Source organism: Stackebrandtia albiflava (assembly GCF_007994225.1).
Lineage (GTDB): Bacteria > Actinomycetota > Actinomycetes > Mycobacteriales > Micromonosporaceae > Stackebrandtia > Stackebrandtia albiflava.
Genome location: NZ_VLLL01000005.1, coordinates 1,020,460 through 1,041,600 on the forward strand (window position 1 = coordinate 1,020,460; position 21,141 = coordinate 1,041,600).

General features: G+C 69.1%; 24 protein-coding genes and 1 tRNA gene. 14 read left to right on the top strand and 11 right to left on the bottom strand.

Annotation, left to right across the window (positions count from 1 at the left end; genetic code table 11):
- Positions 1-20 precede the first annotated feature (20 nt).
- Together LX16_RS05460 and LX16_RS05465 are read left to right on the top strand one after the other, a co-directional pair.
- Positions 21-323, top strand: coding sequence for a WXG100 family type VII secretion target (locus tag LX16_RS05460; RefSeq protein ID WP_147134025.1), 303 nt, complete (start codon positions 21-23; stop codon positions 321-323).
- 36 nt (positions 324-359) lie between these two features.
- The gene (locus tag LX16_RS05465; protein WP_147134028.1) at positions 360-647 is read left to right on the top strand and encodes a WXG100 family type VII secretion target; all 288 of its coding nucleotides are present in this window, start codon (positions 360-362) and stop codon (positions 645-647) included.
- Positions 648-674: 27 nt separating this feature from the next.
- Here the strand turns inward: LX16_RS05465 and mycP are convergent, their stop codons facing one another.
- Entirely contained in the window at positions 675-1,850 is a 1,176-nt protein-coding gene (gene mycP, locus LX16_RS05470; protein ID WP_147134031.1) for a type VII secretion-associated serine protease mycosin, read from the bottom strand.
- A gap of 128 nt (positions 1,851-1,978) precedes the next feature.
- Here mycP and LX16_RS05475 point away from each other — a divergent pair, with 128 nt between their 5' ends.
- On the top strand, positions 1,979-3,202 hold the full coding sequence (locus tag LX16_RS05475; protein WP_158645491.1) for a hypothetical protein: 1,224 nt from the start codon (positions 1,979-1,981) through the stop codon (positions 3,200-3,202).
- Positions 3,203-3,644: 442 nt separating this feature from the next.
- A complete protein-coding gene (locus LX16_RS05480; RefSeq protein WP_147134037.1) occupies positions 3,645-4,430 on the top strand; it encodes a hypothetical protein in 786 nt (261 codons plus the stop codon).
- A gap of 138 nt (positions 4,431-4,568) precedes the next feature.
- Here LX16_RS05480 and LX16_RS05485 read toward each other — a convergent pair whose 3' ends face one another.
- The 5 genes from LX16_RS05485 to LX16_RS05495 all read right to left on the bottom strand — a co-directional run bounded on the left by LX16_RS05485 (position 4,569) and on the right by LX16_RS05495 (position 6,480).
- On the bottom strand, positions 4,569-5,486 hold the full coding sequence (locus LX16_RS05485; RefSeq protein WP_147134040.1) for a hypothetical protein: 918 nt from the start codon (positions 5,484-5,486) through the stop codon (positions 4,569-4,571).
- Positions 5,476-5,619 (bottom strand): hypothetical protein, encoded by a 144-nt coding sequence (locus LX16_RS26485; RefSeq protein ID WP_158645492.1) that lies wholly within the window; start codon positions 5,617-5,619, stop codon positions 5,476-5,478. The genes LX16_RS05485 and LX16_RS26485 overlap by 11 nt, the downstream gene beginning before the upstream one ends.
- Positions 5,620-5,840: 221 nt before the next feature.
- On the bottom strand, positions 5,841-6,050 hold the full coding sequence (locus LX16_RS05490) for a hypothetical protein (protein ID WP_147134043.1): 210 nt from the start codon (positions 6,048-6,050) through the stop codon (positions 5,841-5,843).
- On the bottom strand, positions 6,047-6,220 hold the full coding sequence (locus LX16_RS26490) for a hypothetical protein (protein WP_158645493.1): 174 nt from the start codon (positions 6,218-6,220) through the stop codon (positions 6,047-6,049). Before LX16_RS26490 ends, LX16_RS05490 begins: the two co-directional genes overlap by 4 nt.
- Entirely contained in the window at positions 6,217-6,480 is a 264-nt protein-coding gene (locus LX16_RS05495) for a hypothetical protein (protein ID WP_147134046.1), read from the bottom strand. The genes LX16_RS26490 and LX16_RS05495 overlap by 4 nt, the downstream gene beginning before the upstream one ends.
- Before the next feature lie 369 nt (positions 6,481-6,849).
- Between LX16_RS05495 and LX16_RS05500 the strand changes: the two genes are divergently transcribed.
- Positions 6,850-7,665, top strand: coding sequence for a helix-turn-helix domain-containing protein (locus LX16_RS05500; RefSeq protein ID WP_147134049.1), 816 nt, complete (start codon positions 6,850-6,852; stop codon positions 7,663-7,665).
- Positions 7,662-7,835: a DUF397 domain-containing protein gene (locus LX16_RS05505; RefSeq protein ID WP_147134052.1), complete on the top strand. Its 174-nt coding sequence runs from the start codon at positions 7,662-7,664 to the stop codon at positions 7,833-7,835. The genes LX16_RS05500 and LX16_RS05505 overlap by 4 nt, the downstream gene beginning before the upstream one ends.
- A gap of 180 nt (positions 7,836-8,015) precedes the next feature.
- Here LX16_RS05505 and LX16_RS05510 read toward each other — a convergent pair whose 3' ends face one another.
- Complete coding sequence (locus LX16_RS05510) at positions 8,016-8,354, bottom strand: LppU/SCO3897 family protein (RefSeq protein ID WP_147134055.1); 339 nt, start codon at positions 8,352-8,354, stop codon at positions 8,016-8,018.
- Positions 8,355-8,917: 563 nt separating this feature from the next.
- Between LX16_RS05510 and LX16_RS05515 the strand changes: the two genes are divergently transcribed.
- Complete coding sequence (locus LX16_RS05515; RefSeq protein WP_211354296.1) at positions 8,918-11,275, top strand: FtsX-like permease family protein; 2,358 nt, start codon at positions 8,918-8,920, stop codon at positions 11,273-11,275.
- A gap of 14 nt (positions 11,276-11,289) precedes the next feature.
- On the top strand, positions 11,290-12,057 hold the full coding sequence (locus tag LX16_RS05520; protein ID WP_147134058.1) for an ABC transporter ATP-binding protein: 768 nt from the start codon (positions 11,290-11,292) through the stop codon (positions 12,055-12,057).
- Positions 12,058-12,234: 177 nt separating this feature from the next.
- Here LX16_RS05520 and LX16_RS05525 read toward each other — a convergent pair whose 3' ends face one another.
- Positions 12,235-13,290 (bottom strand): hypothetical protein, encoded by a 1,056-nt coding sequence (locus tag LX16_RS05525; protein ID WP_147134061.1) that lies wholly within the window; start codon positions 13,288-13,290, stop codon positions 12,235-12,237.
- A gap of 363 nt (positions 13,291-13,653) precedes the next feature.
- Here LX16_RS05525 and LX16_RS05530 point away from each other — a divergent pair, with 363 nt between their 5' ends.
- Entirely contained in the window at positions 13,654-13,968 is a 315-nt protein-coding gene (locus LX16_RS05530) for an AIPR family protein (protein WP_147134064.1), read from the top strand.
- A gap of 191 nt (positions 13,969-14,159) precedes the next feature.
- On the opposite strand, the gene LX16_RS05535 is transcribed toward LX16_RS05530, so the two are convergent.
- Positions 14,160-14,248: transfer RNA gene (locus LX16_RS05535), tRNA-Leu, on the bottom strand.
- A 403-nt stretch (positions 14,249-14,651) separates the two neighbouring features.
- Between LX16_RS05535 and LX16_RS28170 the strand changes: the two genes are divergently transcribed.
- Positions 14,652-14,735 (top strand): hypothetical protein, encoded by an 84-nt coding sequence (locus tag LX16_RS28170; RefSeq protein WP_425304418.1) that lies wholly within the window; start codon positions 14,652-14,654, stop codon positions 14,733-14,735.
- Here the strand turns inward: LX16_RS28170 and LX16_RS05545 are convergent.
- On the bottom strand, positions 14,722-15,909 hold the full coding sequence (locus tag LX16_RS05545; protein WP_147134070.1) for an MFS transporter: 1,188 nt from the start codon (positions 15,907-15,909) through the stop codon (positions 14,722-14,724). The genes LX16_RS28170 and LX16_RS05545 overlap by 14 nt on opposite strands.
- Before the next feature lie 221 nt (positions 15,910-16,130).
- Between LX16_RS05545 and trxA the strand changes: the two genes are divergently transcribed.
- From trxA to LX16_RS05565, 4 genes are all read left to right on the top strand, one after another.
- The gene (trxA, locus tag LX16_RS05550; protein WP_147134073.1) at positions 16,131-16,496 is read left to right on the top strand and encodes a thioredoxin; all 366 of its coding nucleotides are present in this window, start codon (positions 16,131-16,133) and stop codon (positions 16,494-16,496) included.
- Between the two features lie 115 nt (positions 16,497-16,611).
- Positions 16,612-17,094, top strand: a complete 483-nt coding sequence (locus LX16_RS05555; protein ID WP_147134076.1) for a cation:proton antiporter regulatory subunit — start codon at positions 16,612-16,614, stop codon at positions 17,092-17,094.
- 9 nt (positions 17,095-17,103) lie between these two features.
- The gene (locus LX16_RS05560) at positions 17,104-18,297 is read left to right on the top strand and encodes a cation:proton antiporter (protein WP_170283844.1); all 1,194 of its coding nucleotides are present in this window, start codon (positions 17,104-17,106) and stop codon (positions 18,295-18,297) included.
- Positions 18,298-18,417: 120 nt separating this feature from the next.
- Entirely contained in the window at positions 18,418-19,428 is a 1,011-nt protein-coding gene (locus LX16_RS05565; RefSeq protein WP_147134080.1) for a lactonase family protein, read from the top strand.
- Positions 19,429-19,442: 14 nt separating this feature from the next.
- Here LX16_RS05565 and LX16_RS05570 read toward each other — a convergent pair whose 3' ends face one another.
- On the bottom strand, positions 19,443-20,987 hold the full coding sequence (locus LX16_RS05570) for a molybdopterin-dependent oxidoreductase (protein ID WP_147134083.1): 1,545 nt from the start codon (positions 20,985-20,987) through the stop codon (positions 19,443-19,445).
- Positions 20,988-21,141: the final 154 nt, after the last annotated feature.

Here is a 21,141-nt window from a genome sequence, read left to right on the forward strand (position 1 = left end):
TCCACACGGAAAGGCTGCACATGGACTTTCTCAACGTAGACACCGGCAGTGTCGCGACAGGTTCCACGCAGATCACCGAGACCGCCACCGTCGCACGCGCCCTCATCGCCAAACTGGACGGTTACCTGGGCGACACCAGGTGGATGGGCCAGGCGGCCGAGGCCTGCCAGGGCTCGATCGCCGCCTACCAGGACTTCTCGCTCAAGCTCAACCAGGTGCTCGACAACCTGGGTGTCGACGTCGGCACGGCCGGAGTCGAACACGACGAGAACGACACCGTCCAGAGCGCCGGGTTCAACCAGGCGTCCGCCGCGATCGCCTGAAACCGGGTCACCGCAGACAAAGGAGAGGAGCCGGTCATGCCCGCGGGCATCATCGCCGCCAACTTTTCACAGCTCGCCGATCTGGAGGCGAACGTCATCCAGACCGGTACCGAGCTGATCCAGGTCGTGGAACAGCTCATGGTCCAGCTCCAGGGAATGGAGTGGGAGGCCGCCGACAGGACCGCGTACCAGGAGTTGCAGGAGACCTGGAACTCCGAGGACTTCAGCCTGCAGGAGATCCTGCAGCAGATCGGCCGTCAGGTGGGGATCGCCAGCGAGGGCACCCAGTCGACGATCATGCGTAACGCCGCCCAGTTCGGCTGACCGGGCACGTCGGCGGGTGAGCCCGTCTCACCCGCCCGCAATCGCCTTCCGGCGCCGGATCCGGGTGACGACACCCCGTCCGGCGCCGATCGCCGTCACCGACGCCAGTGTGCCGACCAGCATCCCGGTAGCGACCCGGCTCGGCCACGCCTGTGTGTCCGCCCGCAGTCGCAGTACCGGCGGTCGCGCTTCGTCCTCCAGGGCGAGTTCGTGACCGAGGTCGGTGGTGACGGCACGGTACGGGTCCACCATCCCGAAACCCACCTGCGGGTTCCACGCGCCGGCCGGATGTTCGGCGGTGGCGATCATCCGCGCCGTCAACTGTGCCGCCGTCGCGTCGGGGAAGCGGGCGCGCAGCAGCGCCGCCGTTCCCGACACGAACGCGGTCGCGAAACTCGTACCGGTGGCGGCCTCGCCGCCGGTGTATCCGTCACCCTCGGGGCCCGGCCCCACGATCTCGACCCCGGGTGCCGCCAGATCCAGGTAGTCGCCGCTGTTGGACGTCTCCGTGGGCCGCCCCTCCGGGTCGACGGCCGTCACCGCCAGCAGCGCGTCCTCGTCGTACGCCGCCGGGTACTGCGGCCGGTTGTCGCCGTCCTCGCCGCCCCGGTTGCCCGCCGCCGCGACCAACACGACGTCGTTGTCGGCCGCGTACGCGACCGCGTTCTCCAGGACCTTCGCATGGCTGACCTGAATGGACAGGTTGATGACGTCGGCGCCCGCGTCCACCGCCTGCCGGATCGCGGTGGCCAGTCGCGCCGGGATCTCCTCGCCGTTGACCGGACGGAGGTCGGGCATGACCCGGATCGACAGGATGTCGGCCTCCGGGGCCATCCCGGTGAACGGCGAGTCCGACGCCGTCCGGCCCGCGATGATCCCCGCGATGGACGTACCGTGACCGACGAGGTCGCAACCGGCCGACAGGTCGTCGTCGACCAGGTTCTCACCCACGGAAACCTTGCCCGCCAACACCTCGTGGGAGTCGGAGACACCGGAGTCGATGACGGCCACCGTGACGCCCTCACCGGTGGTGAACGGCCAGACCCGCTCGGGCGCGAGTCGCCGCTGACCCCACGGCACGTGGTCCAGTTCCGACTCCCGGGTCAGTGGTTCGCAGTCGGCGGCGGACGCGGGGGCGGCCACGGCGAGCGCGGCGGTCGTGCCGAGGAGCGTCGCCAGCAGCAGCGAGCGGAGTCCACGCATGCCGGATAGACTAACGGGACGAGCACGTTATGGCCATAACGTGCTCGTCCGCCGCCTGGATCGACCGTCGAGGATTCCGAGCCGTCCCAATGAATCGTGATCCGCAGTCCCCTGGGGACGGTGAAGGGGTGGTGTCGCCCTTCCCGTCACTGTTGGAGTCACGGCGGCTACGCGAACCGGACGACGTCACCGAGGCACCGGCGCCGGAGGCACAACCGCCGCCGACCGGGACGCCGAAGCCCAGGCGGGGCAGGGTCTCCCGGTTCCTGTCACGTGGGAGCCGCCGGTCCGGCGACGACGGCACCGTTTTGGACGTGCCGTCCGCCGAGGCGGCGGAACGCCCGGAACTGCGTCCGGTGGCCCGGGCGAGGCTGACCGGCCGCCCGGTCACCCCCACATCGGCGGTCGATCACCCCGACGTGTTCGTCGCCGCCGATCCGGCGCCGTCGGTGGCGGAGATCCTGGCGACCGCGTCGGTGTCCGGCGCGCGAGGTGGGTTGCCGGCCGGCGCGGAGCCGGCACCGGCCACCGTGGCGGTTCCCGACGAGGTGGAGCCGGCTTCCGGCCCGGCACCCGCCGCGACCGACCGCCGGTATCCGCCCGCGATCGGCAGGGCGGCCGTCCCGGTCACTCGGGCGATCGGCAGGGCCGCCGTGCCCACCACGGTCCCCGCCGGGGACGGCGTGGAGGAGAGCGAGCCGGGCACCGGCGACGAGTCCGTTACACCGGACGGTGCCGTGTCGCCCGACACCGAGGACACGACGGTCATCGCCGTCACCACGCCGCCCGCGTCTGCGGGGCCGGTGAGCCCGGCCGATCGTAGGCCACTTCGGACCTTCACCGCCGCCGTGCCGCTGCCGACCCGGGAGACGACCGCACCGGTGGCCGCCACGGCCGACGCGCAGCCGCCGCCGGTGGGGGAGACATCCGCCGGCGGGGCCGAGACTCTGTCTATTCAGGACTTCTCGCCGGAATCTCCCGCCCCCGAGGTGGTGGATCCCAGGCCGGCCGGAGCCGCATCTCCCGGTGACACCGCACCGGACTCGGCGACTCCGGACGGCGGCACCGCGCCACACGGCGGCGGGGCGGACGGGCGGCCGCGCGTCACCGTGACGTCGTCGGACGATTCCGGCTCGATTCTTCCGCCTGCGACGGAGCCGGACGTTCCGGAACCGGCCGCGCCCGGCCGGCGGCGTGACGGCCGCCCGTTGGCGCGCTTCACCGCCACCCGGCCGCCACGCCCCGAGAAGACGCGAACGGAGACGGTGAACGGGGGCCACTCCGAGGACGTCACCGGTGTCGGTGACGCCCCGCCGATCCGGGGCGCTGAAACCGTCACGCCAGGATCGTGAAGACCGCCGCCGCCATCGCCGGGACGGCGAGCGACACGAACGCGACGACGGCGCAACCGCCGCCGGAACCACTCGGGCGGGTGAAGCCCCTTCTGCCCGGTGCGCCGGTAGTGTTCCACCCGCTTCATCGCGCTGTCGTGGCACTGCCGGCAGATTCCGCCGTCGGACACCTCCATCGGCCTGATCCCGCAGGCACCGCACTTCGGCGGTGGAGGCGGGACGTATGGAACGTATGGTCCGTCTCCCATGTCTCACACCTCGCATCTCGACCGGCGGCGGACACACCCCGACGGCGCGTCTCTCCACGGTACCGAAGCCCACGCCGAGGTGATGTGTCCCAGAAGCGTTGCCGGGCAGGGGGAGTGACGACCGGACGGCCGCCCCTGATCAGAACTCCGTCCGTCCCGGACCGTGGCTTGCCCTGCGGCGATACCGTGAACGCATGGCCCGTACCCCCGCCGATCGGCGCCGCACCGTCCTGCTCGCCGGTGCCGCCGTGCAGACCGTCGTCCTGTTCACGGGCGTGTACCTGCTGGCCGCCACCGACAACGGAGTCGCCGGGGCCGTGGCGGTGGGATCGTGGTCCGCGCTCGGATTGCTCGGAGCCTGTCTGTACCTGGCCCGCCCGCTCGTGGCGGCGGAACTGGATCCCGGTGCCGAGGCCGCACGGGACGCGGACCAGGCGGTCCTGGTGCGCGTCTGCGGACTGGTCCCACTGGCGCAGGTACCCGTGGTCGGCGGCATGGTCTGGATCCTCACCGCGGTGACGGGTTTCGACGTCGGGTACTTCCTGGTCGCCGAGGGCGTCGGCGGCGCCGTCGGTTCGTTCCTGCTGCTGTTCCTGGTCGCCTACCTGTGTGAACTGCTGGGGGTTCTCGTCCTGTTGCTCATCGGGTTTCCGCTGATGCTCCTGGCCGGGGCGTTGAATCGGATCCGCAAGGGCGACAGGACCTCGTTCCGTGCCGCGTTGATCGGTCTGATCGTGTCGGCGGTGCTGCCGATGAGCGTCGCGGCGGTCCTCGCGGTGGACGGGCCGTCCGGTCGCGGTGGGGGACTGGGGCGGCTGCTGGTGGTGCTGGGTGTGGAGTCCGAGCGGTACGAGGTCGTCAGTGACGGTTGGCTGTGGACCGCCCGCGCCCTCACCCTGCTGTTCGTCGTCGTCGTCCTGCTCGTCGTCGCCGCCGAGAAGACGAGCAGACGCGCGACGAGGCGGCGATCCCCCAGGTGAACCGTTCTCCGTCCGATCGATGCCGGCCGGGAGGCCGGGCGACCACATTCCTTGTCGCTCGGTCTCGGTGAGATCGGGTACGGCTTCGCCCGATCACACGGCCGGTGACGGCTTATCCGGCGGGGTACTCGGCGCGCGTCACGGAACCGGCTGCGCCGTGCCGTCGGCGGCGGACGGTGCGTCGTCCGCCTGGAGGAACGGAGACAGCGCCTCGACGATCGTGTCGATCCGCGCCCAGAAGCCGGGGGAGTCGAGCGGCCAGAATCCGCCGGGACGCACCAGGAACAGTCGGGCGCCGACGATCTCGACCTGGATCGTTCCGCCCAGCGCGGACGCGTGCTCCAAGATCCGTGATTCCTCGATCAGCCGTGTGAGCGGGCGGTGGTCGGGCTTCCGGCACCGGACGCGGTACCCGCCGGGGCCGTCGACCGGCGTCAGGGCGCGCAGCGCACGCGGCCCGGTCTCGGCGTTCCGCGCCGCGAAGTAGTGCGGAAGTGTGTCCCGGAGCCGGAACACGGCGTATCCGGACTCGGCCCAGTACGACTCCGCACCGTCCCAGTCGCGTTCCTCCCGGTAGTCGGCGACCTGGAACCCGCCGGGCGAGGTGAGCCGATCGAGATGGCGGCGCGTCGGCGAGGCGGAGTCGAACAGATCCGCCGCCGGCTGCTCCACCACAGCCGGTGTCGGTTCGTAGGTGAGCCCGTTCGCGGCGGCGAACCCGGTGAGCCGGAATCGTCGGCGTGCCTTCGGCCCCCAGTGGTCGAGGCGCCGCACCTTGAGCGAGATCAGTGCCATCACGAGGATGGTCCCGACCCACAGGAGGGACATCGACACACTCAGAAGCGTGACCCCCTCCGTCAACAGCAGCCCGGTGGGAACGGCGGGCGCGCCGACGACGAGCACGACCGCCAGGAGGGCGAATCGATACCGTTCCATGCGTCGTACGGCGAGGTCGGTCCCGTGCCGGCCGTTCATCGCGGCCCGCGTGAACTCCTCCCAGTCCGGCCCGTTCGGGCGCACCGTCAAGGCCGTGGTGTCGAGACGTCTAGTCGTCATCTGCGAACCGCCATCTCGTTCCGTCGAGGAACGGCGAACCCGGCCCGGTCCTCACCGGCCCGGACTCGCCGCCGAGCCGCACACCGTCGAGATTGAAGCCATACCGCACGACCTCGTCAATCTCCCGACTCATCCGATCACCGTACTGCGGCCGCGCACCCCCCGCTCCGCCCCACGGTGCCGGCTTGGTTGGTCATACGACCATCGACGTGCCTCGAATAGGCCCTGATGTCCGAATTTTCGCCGTCGTATGCCCAACCAAGCCGGCATTTCAACCAACCAAGCCGATCGGGTGGCCGGTCGCCGGATACGGGGGATACCGGCGACCGGCCCGGGTGCCCCGGGACGGGGCGGCTATCCGGCGCGACGTGCCTTGGCCGGCACCGGGATCACGTGCCAGCTCGCGGTGGCGTCGCAGTACCCGATGCGCGGTGGGGGACCGGTGTGGAGCAGTCGCCAGCCCTCCCGGATGCGCATGGCGTCACCTCGGGTCTCGACGTGCGCGTCGTGGATCGTGCAGACCCGGCCGCCGATGTCGTCGAATCGGATGGGTGGTCTCGTCATCGGTCCGTCTCCGGTTCGGTCAGGATGTAGCCCTGGAACGGGACACAGCCGGTGCCCTCGCAGTGCGGGCACGGTCGCGGCTCTTCGGTGCCCGGATCGTCGGCCGTCGCCCGGACTCCGGTGACCGTGCGGGCGGCATCGCAGTCGGGGCAACGGGTGTAGGCGGTCACGACGCGGCCTCCCGTCGCGCGGACGCGGCGCGGTACACCGCGACCGCGGCGGCCTCGACCCGGGTGTACCAGTCGGCGGGCTGCCCGAGCCACGCCGCGCCCCATGACGCGGCGGCGGAGTCGCCCACGACACTGACCGTGCAGGCGAGGATCCGGTGATCCCCCTGGACCGAGTACAACCGGACGGTGTGCGGTGCCGCGCTCGGTGCCACGGCGAACGTGTCGCCACAGTGGATGAAGCGTCCGAGTTCCGTGTTCACGCCCACCACCGCCGGGTCCTCACGGCCTCGCAGGGCCACACGGTGCGACACAACCGGCAGGACTCACCCCGGATCGAATCCGGCAGGTGAGTGCGGGTGTCCCCTGTGGTCAACGGTTCCCACCGCGCGCGCCGCTGGTGCCCCACGACTTCGCCACGTATCCTGTCACTGCCATCCATGATTGCCTCCAAGCTGAGTGGATGGTCTGTGAGCCGGGCGCGCCTCTACCGCGCCCGGCTCTCTTCTTGTGTGGCGCCGATCTGCCGGCCCCACTCACTGACCGTCAGTGGCCCATGTCACCATTGGAAGTAGAAACGAGACGGCCTTTAGGGACCGTCCTTCCCGAACCGCTCTTCACGGACGGCGCCAATGACTCGATCTCAGCCCACACTTGCGCGTCGCGCCCTCGGACGAGGGCTCCGCCGACTTCGCGAGGCCAGCCGGATGACCGTTCCGGAAGCAGCCGCTGCAATCGGCTACAGCCGACAGACCATCGCCCGCATCGAGGCGGGCTCACAGCCATCCCGTACTCAGCAGATCAAGGCGCTGTGCGAAACCTACGGCGCTCCCGTCGAGCAACAGTCCTACCTCACCGCGCTCGCCGTGAAATCGAACGAGCGAGGATGGTGGGAAGCCAACAAGGCAGGCGTCATCCCTGAATTCCGACTCTATGCCGAGGCGGAGCAAGAAGCCGTCGAGATGCTGATCTACGAACCCGAATTCGTCCCGGGTATCGCCCAAGCCGACAGCTACATACGCGCGCTCTTGGCGGCAGACCCACCGCGAACACCAGAGATCGGCGACGCCATCCGGGCATTCCGGTTGCAGCGTCAAGAGCTGCTGTACGCACGGAGCCCGCTGCCGCGCATCACCATGCTGCTCGGGGCCGGCACGTGGGCGTACCTGCGCCACGCTCCGTCGGCCGTCCAGGTGGAACAGGCGAAACGTTTGATGGAGGTCACCAGCCTGCCAGGGATCGAGGTGCTACTGACTACCCAGCCGCACCCGGCGATGGGGTCGGGGTTCACGGTTCTCACACCACCCGACGACGACGGCCCCGCATTCGCGTACATGGACGCGATCGACGGGTGCCGGTACGTCGAGGACCCCGACGTAGTGTCTCATTATCGTCGGGCATTCAGCCGTGCCCGCGAAGTCGCATCACCAATCGAGGAGCACCTATGACCGGAAAGTGGCGCAAAGCGCGCCGCAGCAGCGCCCAGGGGAACAACTGCGTTGAGGCCCGCCTGAACGGCGAAACGCCCGAGGTCCGGGATTCCAAGATGGGGGACCGTTCCCCGATCTTGGAAATGTCTCGTCATGACTTCGCCGCCCTGCTGCGTTCGGTGGGATAGCAGCGGAACGGCACCCGATGAATCTTCGGCAGCCGCCTCGGCCGACCCGGCGGGGGCGGCGCTGTCATGAGCAGGCGGCACCTCCCGGACGACCCGCCGATCGTTCGGTGGGCTGGTGGCGCACCGGCACGCGATGGATCCTCGGCGGCCGCGTCGGCCTCGACGTGGCGGGTAGCGGCGTCAGGGCCGGTGCGGGACCACGCACATCTCCCAACTGCTGTTGCGTCCGACGTTCTCGTTGATCCGTTGTCCGTCGGGCTGCCCGTCGCAGGTGCCGAGGTCGGAGTCGTCCCGTTCGCCTTCGGCGTCCCCTACGACCTTCCAGACGGCGGCCGGGTCGTCGCACTCGACGATCGGATACCCGGTGAGCCCCTCCTCGAGGCCGGTGAGACAGTCCCCGGCCACGGGACGGCCCTGCCAGGCGACGACCATCATGACACCACCGAGAACCATGAGTACCGCCCAGATGGCGAATCCGATGCGGCGGGAACGGCTCAACCCCCGGAACCTCTCGAGCATTCCGTTCACCTTCGACGAGGACCCGTCGTGCGGCCCGCTTGGCCGGGCGGCACGGTGGTCGGGGGACTGGGACACGGGAGACCTTCCTTCGGGCGCGATGCCATGCCGCACAGGGCCGGGGCGGGGGCCACTGGAACGAACCATAGTGCCGAACGGGTCCGGCGGACAGGACCGGGATGGTTCGGTGCCCGAAATGCCCCGAAGCCGGCGCGGTGCGAGCCGGTCGATCCCGTGTCCGTCGCACGTCACCTGCCGCCATCCTCTCCCCGACACCGGTTGAGAACATGTCGTGATCTGGTCGGTCGACGGACTCAGCGCGAGCCGGCTTCCCGACGCGTCGTTCCGTTGGACACCTGTTAGGACATCCCGACACCTCTGCGGCGCAGAGGATTCAGCAACCTTAGGGGCCTTCACCGGTGTCGAACTACGGGTTCCCGTTGATATCCATTGAGTATGGACGTACAGCCTCACTACATGCACCACGCCCATTCAGCCCACTCATGCCTCGGCACCCCGCGATGAGCCGACAGGGCGGGATTCGGTTCCGGTACCTGCGTCGGGACATGGTCCAGAACAAGGGCGTCAACCTCACGCTCCTACTGATGCTCGTACTCAGCGCCTTTCTGATGGCCACCGGTTCGATGGTCATGGAGCGTCTGGTCGGCGCGGTGGACCAGCTGTTCGATGTCGCCAAGCCGCCCCACTTCCTTCAGATGCACAAGGGGGAGTACGACGAAGCGGCGCTGGAGCGGTTCGCCGCCGCCCATCCCGAGATCGACTCGTGGCTCATCGAGGAGATGCTCGGCTTCGACGGCGCCTCCCTCGCCTGGGAGCGTCCGTCCACCGGGGAGTCGGGGGATCTGTCGAGCCGCCTGATCGACAACCTGTTCGTGACACAGAACGAGGAGTTCGATTTCCTCATAGACGAGACCGGAGCCATTCCCGAGCCCGCCGTCGGCGAGGTGTACCTTCCGGTGGGCTATCAGCAGTCCTTCGATCTTCAGGCCGGGGACGAACTGCGGATCCGCACCGAGTCGGGGATCCGGGTACTGCGGATCGAGGGCTTCGTGAGGGACGCGCAGATGGCGTCGCTCTTGTCATCGACTCGTTTCCTCGTGTCCACCGCCGACTTCGAAGCCCTCGCCGCGGCCGGAGGTGGTACGCCGGAGATCATCGTCGAGTACCGACTGGACGACCCCGGCACGGGAGCGGATTTCCAGCGGGTGTACGAGGCCGACGCCGCGGTGCCGAAGAACGGCCAGGGCGTCACCTACGAGCAGATCCGCCTGATCAACGCCTTCAGCGACGGCCTGGTGGCGCTGGCACTGGTCTTCGTGAGCATGCTCGTGATGGTGATCGCGCTGCTCAACGTGCGTTTCGTGATCCGGGGAATGCTCACCGACGAGGTCCGCGAGATAGGGGCCATGAAGGCCATCGGCCTGCCGGACCGCATGATCAGTGGACTCTACCTGTTGAAGTACCGGGCGATGACGTTGTCGGCCTGCCTCGTGGGTGGCGCGGCGGCCGTCGTCGCCACGCACCTGTTGACCGGAGGCATTGAGGACAACTACGCCGAGGCGGAGATCGGCCCGGCGACGTTCCTGGTGCCGACGCTCGCGCTCTCGCTGGTGTACCTGTTCGTGGTGGGGATCTGCCGGCGAGTCCTCGGTCGGGTGCGCCGGATCGAGGTCGTCAACGCCCTGGTCCACGGCAGCACCCTGGACGAGCGGCAGACCGCGCGGCGGGCCAGACGTCAGGCCCGGCGGGTCCGCCGCGGCCGCCTCGACGGGTACCGCGGCGGAAACCTGAATCGCCGATTGGCGATGCTGGAGCTGCGGTCCGAGGCCCGGAGCTGGTTGCTGATCCCGCTGGTCTTCTGTCTCGCATCGATACTGATGACCCTGCCCATGAACCTCTACACCACCTTCGACAGTTCTCGATTCGGGACGTACCTGGGGGTCCCGGACAGCGAGCTGCGGGTCGACCTGCAGTTCTCCGATGGCCTCGACGCACTTCGCGGGGACGTGCTCACGGCGATGGGGAACGACGACCGGCTGACCGGGGTCGAGTCCTACGCCAATCTCACGTACCGGATCGAAGGCGACGAGGGTTGGGAGACGTTCCGGGTGGAGGTCGGCGACTACACTCAGAGCACGATCGAATACATTCGGGGTGGACGCCCCGGTGCCGGGCAGATCGCCGTCTCCGCGTTGAACGCCGAGAGGTACCGGTTGAGTCCCGGTGACGTCCTGGCGATGAGACTCGGTGACGACGAGGTCGTTTCGGTCGAGGTGAGCGGCGTCTACCAGGACCTGACCGGTGGCGGATACACCGCCAAGATGCATGGCGAGGTCACGGCGGACGCCGCGGCCTACGTCGTCTTCGCCGACATCGTCGGCGGGGGCACCCCCGCCGCCATCGCATCCGAATACGGCGGTCGGTTCCCGAATGCCACCGTGCTCCCGACGAGGGAGTACATGAAGCAGACGTTGTCCTATGCCGTCGACTCCTTCCGTGGTGCCGCGCTCCTGGCCCTGGTGTCCGGGGTCGCCGTAGCGGCGCTCATCACGAGTATGTTCCTGAAACTGCGGCTCGCGAGTGACCGGCGCAGGATGGGCATGCTGTCGGCCATCGGGTTCTCGGCCCGCGAGCTTCGCAATCAGGTACAGGGCAACGCACTGGTCGCCATCGCCACAGGTGTCGTGGCGGGGGCGGTGCTCTCGGCCACCGTGGGGGAGTCCATGGTCGGTTCGCTGATCGCGATGGCGGGCCTGGGGATCACCGACCTCTCGTTCATTCCGAACCCGCTGTTGGTCTATGTGGCCTACCCGCTGCTGTTGATCGCCACGGGATACCTCAGCACGGTGTTTCTCACCGCCGGACTCCGCGGCGCGGACAAGAGCGGTTGGCTCACTTCATGAAGACGGGATTCGTAATGCCACAGCATGACCACGCCCCCCTGGCGTGCCGGAACCTCACCAAGACGTATCACTCCACCGACCCCGCGACCGAGGTCCTGCGCGGTGTCGACCTGACGGTCGGGCGGGGTGAGTTCCTCGCCGTGATGGGTTCATCCGGCTCCGGCAAGTCGACCCTGCTCTACAACATGAGCGGGATGGACCGGCCGACGAGCGGTACGGTGCACTTGGAAGGCAGGGAACTCACCACACTGAAGGACGCGGAGCTGAGCCGGGTCCGGTTGACCAGGATGGGGTTCATCTTCCAGCAGGCGTACTTCTTGAACAACCTGAACCTGCAGGACAACATCCTGCTTCCGGCGCTGAAGGCGGCACCCGGTGACTCGGAGGCCGTCGTCTCGCGGGTCGACTCCCTCATGGACCGGTTCGGGATCGACCACGTGCGGCGACACGGCGTCACGCAGGTCTCGGGGGGCCAGCTTCAGCGGGCTTCGATCTGCCGGGCCCTCGCGACCGAACCGGCGGTCCTGTTCGCCGACGAGCCGACCGGGGCGTTGAACAGCAGCATGACCACCGAGGTCATGGACGCGCTGACGGACGCCCACAGCGGAGGAACGACGCTGGTGATGGTCACACACGACCCGGTGTGCGCCGCCCGGGCCGACCGGGTCGTGTACCTCCGGGACGGTCGGATCACCGATTCCCGGGAACTGGGGCGCTGGCGTGCCGACGACGGGCGGCGAGAGGACGAGTTGTTCGCCTGGCTGAGCGGTAACGGATTCTGAGCCCGGCTGCGAGGCGTCGCGGTGCGGATGGACATGCGGCTCCTTTCGCGGTCGGTGACCATGAAAGGAGCCGCTTGCATCACCGAACAGGACCTGATCGTCTCGATGCCGGCCGACCCGAAAGGTGAAGCCCATGTGCCACCATGTTCACCCGGAACCGACAGTCACGGCCCCGCGCTATGCGGCGTATGCGAAAGCTTCGGCGATCAGGTGATTCGCGCCGACCGGCGAAAGACCGGTCACCTGATCGTGAGCACACAATGCCGCCGGATCCGCAGGTGTACGGTCGGCGAAGAAGGTACAGGCCCCGAACCATGCCATCTTGAACGCGTTGCCACCATCACCTCTGGCGGTACCGGGTTCGGGGATTTCGCCGGTGTCCAGATAGGCCAGCACTCGGTCACCGTGATGTGCGTACGCGGCGAGCAGCCGGTCGAAGGCATGTGGTTCGAGCGTGTCGCCTTGGGCCAGAATGGTTCGGGCGCCGTGGATCCAGGCGCCGAGCCCCATCGACACATGGCCGAGGTCTCGGGTGCGTTCGGCGTTCACCCCGTCGGGGAAGCGGGCCGGGTCGATCGGGGACAGATCGTTGGTTATCTGGGTGACGCCCCAGGTCCCGCCCCAGTGGTTCCGGGTGAGGCCCACCGAGGGCTTGCCGTTGGCGTCCAGTAGCGGCCGGACCCGGGTGCCGTCGTATCGGGAGTGGTAGATCGACTGCGCGATGCGCGTGTTGAAGTACGCCTTCGCGTCATTCCACAGATCGGTGTCCTGGACATAGGATGCGATCGCCAGCCGGGAGTCGGCGAAACTGGCGTGCCAGTTGCCGCCGTTGGACCAATCCAGGAGCGGATAGCACTCCTGGACCAGGAACCGTGTGAAGTCGGTGTCCTGGTAGTCGACCATGGCGGCGGCCTGAGCGAGGTTGGTGCACGACCAACCGGCCACGAGGCGGTATTGCTGGGCTGCGTCCGCCTGCCACGAGATCACGTTGCCTATGTCGTTGAGCCGTGTGACGACTTTGTCCCGACGGGCGGTATCACCGTCGGCGGCCCAGAGCATCGCCTGGACCTTGAGGTATCCCGATTCGTCTCTGAACAGATCACGTTCGGTGCTGCTGATCTCGGCACCGTAGGAGGCATACGACCGGTTCACGTTGCCGGCCCACGAACCGGCGAGCCGGGTGTACTCGTGAGATGTGGACGACCAGGCGTCGATCTCGGCCGGGGTGAACACCGGGTGGCCGAAGCTGAGTTGGGCTGCGGTGTCGGTCTCGAGTGAGACGGTCGATGCTTCGGCGAAGGGTGTGCTCGCCAGGAGCAGACCGGCGATGGCACTGAGGACACCGCCGGCGGCCAGGAGCCTTCGTTTTCTCCCGGCGATGCGGACCCGGGACGGGGACTGGCCGGTTTCGGTGCCTGGCCGGTGACTGTTCATGGGTGACATCTTTCGGCTGGGTGGAAACGGGATCCTCAACCTACCGGGAATCACCTGTTCGAGTCCGCCCCACGCATACCGACCGATGCCCGGTGACGCCTGACTCAGCCCGCCCATTCCCGCGCAGGAGGGCGTGGCGCACCGGTTCCGCTGCCGCGCAGCGTGGCTTTGATTTCATGCCTTGAGCACACCTGGGCATCGGTGAGATTTCGAGCCGCGCTGTCGGCGATTGAGCGCTTCTCGACGGTGATGGCCTTGAAACCGATCCCCAGTGCGGACGTTGCGAGGCGGCTCGGTGAGAACATTCGCGAATTCGAACCGGACGCAGAGGTGAACAAGGAGATCCGTGCGGCATTGAAAGACGAGGCGCAGCGCCGACGATTCGTGGTCTTGAACAATGGCGTGACGATCGTGGCGCGGTCGGTGAAGGAGTGGCCCGAGGACCCGGTGGTGATGCGGGACGTGCTGGGCTTGTGATGTTGCCGGCCGTACGAGACGGCCGGTGGTGATGTACACCCGCCGGCCGAGGGTCGGCTTCGATTGTGCGGTGGGGCGGCGACGGCGTTCCCGCGACCGGATGTCACCACCGTCCGGCGATCAGGTGCCGTCGTACTCGTGCCGGAATGCATGAAAAAGCCCCGAACCGTTATCCCGGTTCGGGGCTTCAGTGGTGCGCGAGGGGGGACTTGAACCCCCACGCCCGTTAATAGGGCACTAGCACCTCAAGCTAGCGCGTCTGCCATTCCGCCACTCGCGCATTGTGGTGGACGCCTTCCCTCTCGGGAGGCGCGGCATCACTGTACACCAGCCGCCGCACCCGCCGCCAAGCACTATCCGCCGCACCGACCTGTACCGGATGACGCCGCGGTGAACAGGGATGACACCCCGGCCCGGGGCCGATTAGGCTGACCTCCGAACCCCGATTCTCCGGAGGCCGACATGTTGACGTTGTTCGCGATGAGCCTGCCGGGGCTCGTCGTGCTGCTGTTCCTTCTCGCGTTGGTGGATCAGCTCGCGGTGCGCGCGGGCAGGACCCGGTGGATCCCGTGGCGGGGGAGTGAACGCACCGGTCAGGTCTCGTCCACGGGTTTCGCGCAGCTCCACGTCGCCTTCGAACCCAGCAAGGCCACGACCTGGAACAGCGCCACTCGCAGTCGCTGCTGCGCGAGGAGGACGGTGAGGGCGAACCGGGTGGCGACCACGTCGATCTGACGACCGGGTTCGCCCGGATCACCCGCCGCTAGCGGCGGCGGCCGGTTCCGCCTCGTCGGCCTGTTCCGGCCTGGCCCGTCCGATCCGCAGCGTGGCGAGTGTGGTGATCAGGGCGACGGCCGCGATCGCCGCCGACACGATCCCCAGCCACACCGGGTCGTTCTCGCGCAGGATGACACCGCCGACCGCGCCACCGGTCGCGATGCCCAACTGCAATACCGAGACGTTGAGGCCCAGCACCAGGGCGGCCGAGTCGGGTGCCCGCCGCACCAGTCGGTGTTGCTGCGGCAGACCCGTCAGCCAGCCGACCATGCCCCACACGGTCGCCCACACCATGGTCACGACCAGGCTGACCGTGACCAGCGGCGTCGCCGCGAGCGTCAGTACCAGCAGCACCAGGCCGATCAGCAGTATCCGGACCGGCCGGTACCGGTCGGTGAGGAAGCCCGACACCACGTTGCCAAGGATCGAGCCGACGCCGTATGCGACCAGGACCGCCGTCAACGACGCGGCCTCGCCGCCGGTGACGTCGGCCAACGCGGGTCCGATGTAGGTGTACAGCACGTAGCCGCTGGTGAGGATCCCCAGCGTGACCGCCAGGATCGCCAGCACTCCGGGGTCCCGCAACGGCTGGAGCCGGTCGCGCAGTCGTGCCGCCGGCAGGTCGATGCGTGGCAGCCCGAACGCGATGCCGACGCCGGCGACCAGTCCGAGCGCGGCTACCGCCCACATCGTGATCCGCCAGTCGGTGCCGCCGATCAACGTGCCCAACGGCACGCCCAGCGTCGTGGCGACCGTGGAGCCGCCCGTCACCAAGGCCAGGGCGCGGCCGTGCCGCTCGGGTGGCGCGATCGCGGTGGCGCTGGCCATCGCGATGGATGCGATGAGCGCGGCACCCAGCGCGCTGAGGACCCGTCCCAGCATGACGACGCCGAAGGTGGTGCCCACCGCCGCGAGCACGTTCCCCACCACGAAGCTCGCCAACCCCATGAGGAGCACCTTCCGGCGGTCCAGATGCGCGGTGGTCGCGCCCAGCACCGGTGCGGCGACCGCGTAGGTGAGGGCGAACACGGTGACGAGTTGACCCGCGCTGGGGATGGTGACGTTCAGCGAGTCCGCTATCGCGGGCAGCAGTCCCGCGATGACGAGGCTGTCGGTGGTGACGGCGAAGGTGGCCACGGCCAACGGGAGCAGCTTGCGATACACGGGGGCTCCGTATCGGTGGTGCGGGTGTTCAGGGGACCCTATGCGGATGTGATGGAAAGCGCAATCCCCGTGTTCGCGGCGGGAATATCGGCCAGGGGTGGGTCGCTGTGAGTCACACCATGTGACGGCGGGTAGGAATATGGGCGGGGCCTTCCGCCTTCTATACCCGTGGGAGGTATGGCTCCCGTGTTGACGCTCCGACCCGAAAGGCGGAAGATCCGATGGCGACCATCGACCTGACCAGCGAGACCTTCGACAAGACGATCAGTTCCGACGGCATCGTCCTGGTGGACTACTGGGCGGACTGGTGTGGGCCGTGCAAGCGGTTCGCCCCCGTCTTCGAAGCCGCCAGCGAGAAGCACGACGACATCGTGTTCGGCAAGGTGGACACCGAGGCGCAGCCGGGGATCGCGCAGGCGGCGAACATCCGGTCGATTCCGACGCTGATGGCGTTCCGGGACGGCATCCTGGTGTTCGCGCAGCCCGGGGCGCTGCCCGGGTCGGCTCTCGACGAGGTGATCGGCAAGGTCCGCGCCCTCGACATGGACGAGGTCCGGCGCAAGGTCGCGGAGGAATCGGGCAACTGACCTCACGCCGTCCGTGGGGGCGGGCCGGGCCTTGACGACCGGATGGCAAGATCGGGTCCGTTGTGCGACGCCGTGCGGGCGTCGGGCCCGCTTACCACCTGAGAAGGACGGATCAATGGACGTCGAGCGGACGGCTCTGCCGGGAATCGGCCTGCGCTACGAGTTCCAGACCCAGCGGGGACGCCGGATGGGTGTGGTGACACACCGGTCCGGCCGCCGCGAAGTCGTCATCTACGACCCCGACGATCCCGACTCGACGACGGAGTGTGTGGTCCTGTCGGGTGAGGAGGCCAACGTCCTGGCCGAGCTGCTGGGCGGTGCCCGCATCGTGGAACGGCTCGCCGAACTCGAACGGCAGGCGGTCGGGCTGGTCAGCCGTCAGGTGCGCATCCACAGCGGCTCCCCGTACGACGGGCGGGCACTGGCCGACACCCAGGCGCGCACCCGCACCGGCGCCTCCATCGTCGCCGTGGTCCGCCACGGCGAGGTAATCGCCAGTCCTCGCCCCGACTTCCGTTTCGAAGCCGGGGACGTGGTCGTGGTGATCGGTACCGAAGACGGCACCAGCGCCGTCGAAACACTGCTGGCCAACGGCTAGGGGCGCGCGGTGGAACATACAGCGCTGGTACTCCTCGAACTGGGCGCGGTGATCCTCGGCCTCGGCATCCTCTCGGCCGTCGCGGGCCGGTTCGGCATCTCGCCCATCCCGCTCTACCTGCTCGCGGGCCTGGGCTTCGGTATCGGCGGACTCGCGCCCCTCGAGGCCGCCGAGGGCTTCATCGACATCGGTGCCGACATCGGTGTGGTGTTGCTGCTGTTCACCCTCGGGCTGGAATACACCGCCGCGGAACTCTTCGGCACCCTGCGGAAGGGCGCCCCGATCGGTCTGCTCGACATCGTCCTCAACGCGTCTCCGGGTGTCGCCGTGGGTCTGCTGCTGGGCTGGGGGCCGGTGGCGGCGCTGGTGCTCGGCGGCGTGACGCTGGTCACCTCCTCGGGTGTCACCGCGAAGGTCCTCAACGACCTGGGTTGGCTCGGTAACCGTGAGACCCCCACGGTGCTGTCGATCCTGGTCATGGAAGACCTCGTCATGGCCTTCTACCTGCCGATCGTGACGACCCTGCTGGCCGGTCTGGCGCTCGCCCAGGCGAGTATCGGCCTGGCGGTGGCGGCGGCGGCGGTCACGGTGGCGCTGATCATCGCCGCGAAGTTCGGCGGGATCGTGGAGAAGTTCCTGGCCAGCCCGAGTAACGAGGTGCTGGTCCTGAAGGTGCTCGGCCTGATCCTGCTGGTGGCGGGCCTCGCCGAGCGCGTGCACGTGTCCATGGCGGTCGGCGCTTTCCTGGTCGGCATCACCCTGTCCGGCGAACTCGCGCACAGCGCGCGCGAGATCCTCGACCCGCTCAAGGACGTGTTCGCCGCCATCTTCTTCGTCTACTTCGGACTTCAGACGAATCCGGCGGACCTGCCACCGGTGCTGGCGATCGCCGCCGCGCTCGCCGTGGTGGGCATCGGCACGAAGCTCGTGACGGGCCTGGTCGCGGCCAAACGCGCGGGAGTCGGGAAGATAGGCGCCTGGCGTGCCGGCGTCCTACTGATACCCAGAGGCGAGTTCAGCATCGTGATCGCGGGCCTTGCCGTCGCCGTACCGGGGATGGCCAGCCAGTTGGGGCCGTTGGTCGCCGCGTACGTGCTGATCCTCGTCGTGGTCGGTCCGTTGGCCGCACGGGTCGTGGAACCGGTCGCCAAGTGGTTCATCAAACGCCGCCGGAGACCTCCCGCGGTGGCCCCCGCGGGCTGACCCCGATCGACGAGGACCCGGTCGCGACCGCGCGGCCGGGTCCTCGCGTTCCACCACGACGGTGCGCTGTGGACGGCGCGGAACGGCTCGGCACGCGCCGGCCTGTTCTATGATCGCCGGATGCGCCTGATCCTCGGAAGTCACGTCACCGTCGGCGTCGCCGACCCCATGGCCGGATGGATCCACCAGGAGATCGAGATGGTGAATCCGTCCTATGTGGCGGTCTCCTCGGATCGGCGGCACCTGTACGCCGTGAGCGAGGACCTGGCCGGACCGGGCAGGGTCCACGCCTTCACCGCCGACGAGTCCGGGACCTGGCGCCCTGCCGGTGCGATCCGGTCCTCCGGCGGTGACCAGCCGTGCCACGCCTCGGTGCACCCGTCCGGGCGGTTCCTCCTCGTCGCCAACTACGGCAGCGGAACCGTGGCGGTGCTTCCGATCGCCGACGACGGGTCACTGGAGGACCCGGTGTGCGTCGTGCAGCACGAGGGCGGCGGACCCGACCTGCCCCGGCAGGACGGCCCGCACGCCCACCAGGCCGTCACCGACCCGACCGGCCGGTGGATACTGTGCTGCGACCTGGGAACCGACCAGGTCGTGGTGTACCGGCTCGACGAGGAGACCGGCCGGCTCCACCGTCACTCGGCCGCGGACTTCCGGCCAGGACAGGGAGTGCGCCACCTGGCGTTCTCGCCGCGCGGCGACCGGGCGTTCGTCACCGCCGAACTCAGCTCCGAGCTCGTCCGCTGCGACTGGGACGCCGACGCCGGCGTCCTGACCCCCGGCGAGTCCGTCAACACCCTGTCCATGGACGGGAAACCGGTGGAACGCAACTACCCCGGTGCCGTGGTCGTCTCCGTGGACGGAAGCCGCGCGTACGTCACCAACCGGGGACACGACTCCATCGCGGTCATCGACACCGAACTGTGCGAACTCATCGGCACCCGCGACTGTGAGGGCGAGTGGCCCCGCGACGCGGCACTGTCGCCCGACGGACGGACCCTGTTCGTGGCCAACGAGAACAGCGGCACGTTGACCTGGTTCGACGTCTCCGACCGCACCCCCGAACACGTCACCGACGCCCGGCTCGACTTCCCCGGCGTCACGAGCGTGCTTCCACTGGCGGACTGAACCGGCGTGAGCGGCTAGTCCACCTGGACCGTCACCGAGTGCAGGCCGGTCGCGCCGTCCGGTGCCGGTGGAGCGATCTCCTCGGTCTGTGTCTCCCCGGAGTTGTCGGTGGCCCGCACCGTCAACCGGTGCCGTCCCGGCGTGGCACGCCACCGCCACACCCACTGCCGCCACGTGTCGGTCGACGCCACCGCCGACAGCTCGGCGGGCCGCCAGTCGCCGTCGTCGACCCGGACCTCCACCGCCCCGATGCCACGGTGCTGCGCCCACGCGACCCCTGCCACCGCGACCTCACCGGCCGTGGCGGTCCCACGGGGCGTGTCGATCCGTGACTGCGTCTTGATCGGCGCGGTCGCCGACCAGCCCCGTGGAATCCAGTAGGCGTCGTAGTCGTCGAACGACGTCAACTCCAGTTCGGTGAGCCACTTCGTCGCCGACACGTACCCGTACAGGCCCGGCACCACCATCCGCACCGGGAAACCGTGGACCGCCGGCAACGGTTCACCGTTCATGCCGACCGCCAGCATCGCGTCCCGGCCGTCGCGGCAGACCGACGTGGGAGCCCCCGCCGTGAAACCGTCGATCGACCGCCCCACCAACTGGTCGGCGCCGGGGTCCGGGCGCACCTCCGCCAGCAGGTCGGCCAGCCGCACCCCCAGCCACCGGGCGTTGCCGATCAAGCCGCCACCGACCTCGTTGGACACACAGCACAGCGTGATGTCGCGTTCGATCAGCGGCAGGTCGAGCAGCTCCCGGTACGTCAACTCGAGCGGAGCCGCGACCCGGCCGTGGATCCGCAGCCGGTATTCCGCCGGGTCCACGGCCGGAACCGTCAACGCGGTGTCGATCCGGTAGAAGTCCCGGATCGGTGTCCGCCACGGAGTCACCCCCGGAACGTCGAGCCGATGCCCGGCGGGCAGCTCCAGCGCCGGATCCGCCGGAGGCGGCAGGACCACCGCCGCCCGCGCCGCCTCGACGACCGCCCGTTGCGACCACCACCGGGACACGAAACCCGTGACGGCGGCCCCGGCCGCCAACGCCACCGCCGTCGTCAGGAACCGCCGCCGCCCCACCCCGTCCGGCGGCTCGGCCGCCACGACGACCGCCCACCGCGACAGCCACCACAACACCGCGCCGCCCGCCACACCTCCCACGACCGCCGGCACCACCGACACCGCCGAGGCGTCGGCGCGCGACACCGCCGCCGCGGCACCCGCCACCGCCAGGGCCGCGACCGCCGCGACACCCCACCACGGCCGCGTCGCCGCCAACCGCCCGATCCCGAACGACAGCGCCGCCAGCAGGACGACGATGCCCAGTTGCAACACCGGTTTGTCGGCGGTGCCGAACCAGTCGATCGCCAACCGCTTGAGCGGTTCCGGGACCCACGCGATCACGACGTCCCCGATCGCCGCCAACGGCGCGGCCCGAGGCGCGACGACCGCCGCCGCCAGCTCGCCCACCCCCACGGACACGAACGCGGCGACCACCCCCGACCAGCCCGCCCGGACGCCCCCGCCCGGCCGTCGCCGGGCCGGATCCTCGGATTCATGGGTCATGCCACCATCATGCGGCCGCCACACCCGCGGCGGCATCGGGTGATCGTCCGGCGCGCCGGAACCGCCCCCACACCGCGGTGTGTCGAGGATGGACGGTGTGGCCGGGATTCGGGCGACACGGGCCGCCAAGGGGACCGGGACGCGGCCAACGGCC

Bases quoted from the DNA above. Each gene is read 5' to 3' on its own strand.
- LX16_RS05460 (WP_147134025.1), top strand. From the start codon at position 21: ATGGACTTTCTCAACGTAGACACCGGCAGTGTCGCGACAGGTTCCACG.
- LX16_RS05465 (WP_147134028.1), top strand. From the start codon at position 360: ATGCCCGCGGGCATCATCGCCGCCAACTTTTCACAGCTCGCCGATCTG.
- mycP (WP_147134031.1), bottom strand. From the start codon at position 1,850: ATGCGTGGACTCCGCTCGCTGCTGCTGGCGACGCTCCTCGGCACGACC.
- LX16_RS05480 (WP_147134037.1), top strand. From the start codon at position 3,645: ATGGCCCGTACCCCCGCCGATCGGCGCCGCACCGTCCTGCTCGCCGGT.
- LX16_RS05485 (WP_147134040.1), bottom strand. From the start codon at position 5,486: ATGACGACTAGACGTCTCGACACCACGGCCTTGACGGTGCGCCCGAAC.
- LX16_RS26485 (WP_158645492.1), bottom strand. From the start codon at position 5,619: ATGAGTCGGGAGATTGACGAGGTCGTGCGGTATGGCTTCAATCTCGAC.
- LX16_RS05490 (WP_147134043.1), bottom strand. From the start codon at position 6,050: ATGACGAGACCACCCATCCGATTCGACGACATCGGCGGCCGGGTCTGC.
- LX16_RS05500 (WP_147134049.1), top strand. From the start codon at position 6,850: ATGACTCGATCTCAGCCCACACTTGCGCGTCGCGCCCTCGGACGAGGG.
- LX16_RS05505 (WP_147134052.1), top strand. From the start codon at position 7,662: ATGACCGGAAAGTGGCGCAAAGCGCGCCGCAGCAGCGCCCAGGGGAAC.
- LX16_RS05510 (WP_147134055.1), bottom strand. From the start codon at position 8,354: ATGCTCGAGAGGTTCCGGGGGTTGAGCCGTTCCCGCCGCATCGGATTC.
- LX16_RS05515 (WP_211354296.1), top strand. From the start codon at position 8,918: ATGGTCCAGAACAAGGGCGTCAACCTCACGCTCCTACTGATGCTCGTA.
- LX16_RS05520 (WP_147134058.1), top strand. From the start codon at position 11,290: ATGCCACAGCATGACCACGCCCCCCTGGCGTGCCGGAACCTCACCAAG.
- trxA (WP_147134073.1), top strand. From the start codon at position 16,131: ATGGCGACCATCGACCTGACCAGCGAGACCTTCGACAAGACGATCAGT.
- LX16_RS05555 (WP_147134076.1), top strand. From the start codon at position 16,612: ATGGACGTCGAGCGGACGGCTCTGCCGGGAATCGGCCTGCGCTACGAG.
- LX16_RS05565 (WP_147134080.1), top strand. From the start codon at position 18,418: ATGCGCCTGATCCTCGGAAGTCACGTCACCGTCGGCGTCGCCGACCCC.
- LX16_RS05570 (WP_147134083.1), bottom strand. From the start codon at position 20,987: ATGACCCATGAATCCGAGGATCCGGCCCGGCGACGGCCGGGCGGGGGC.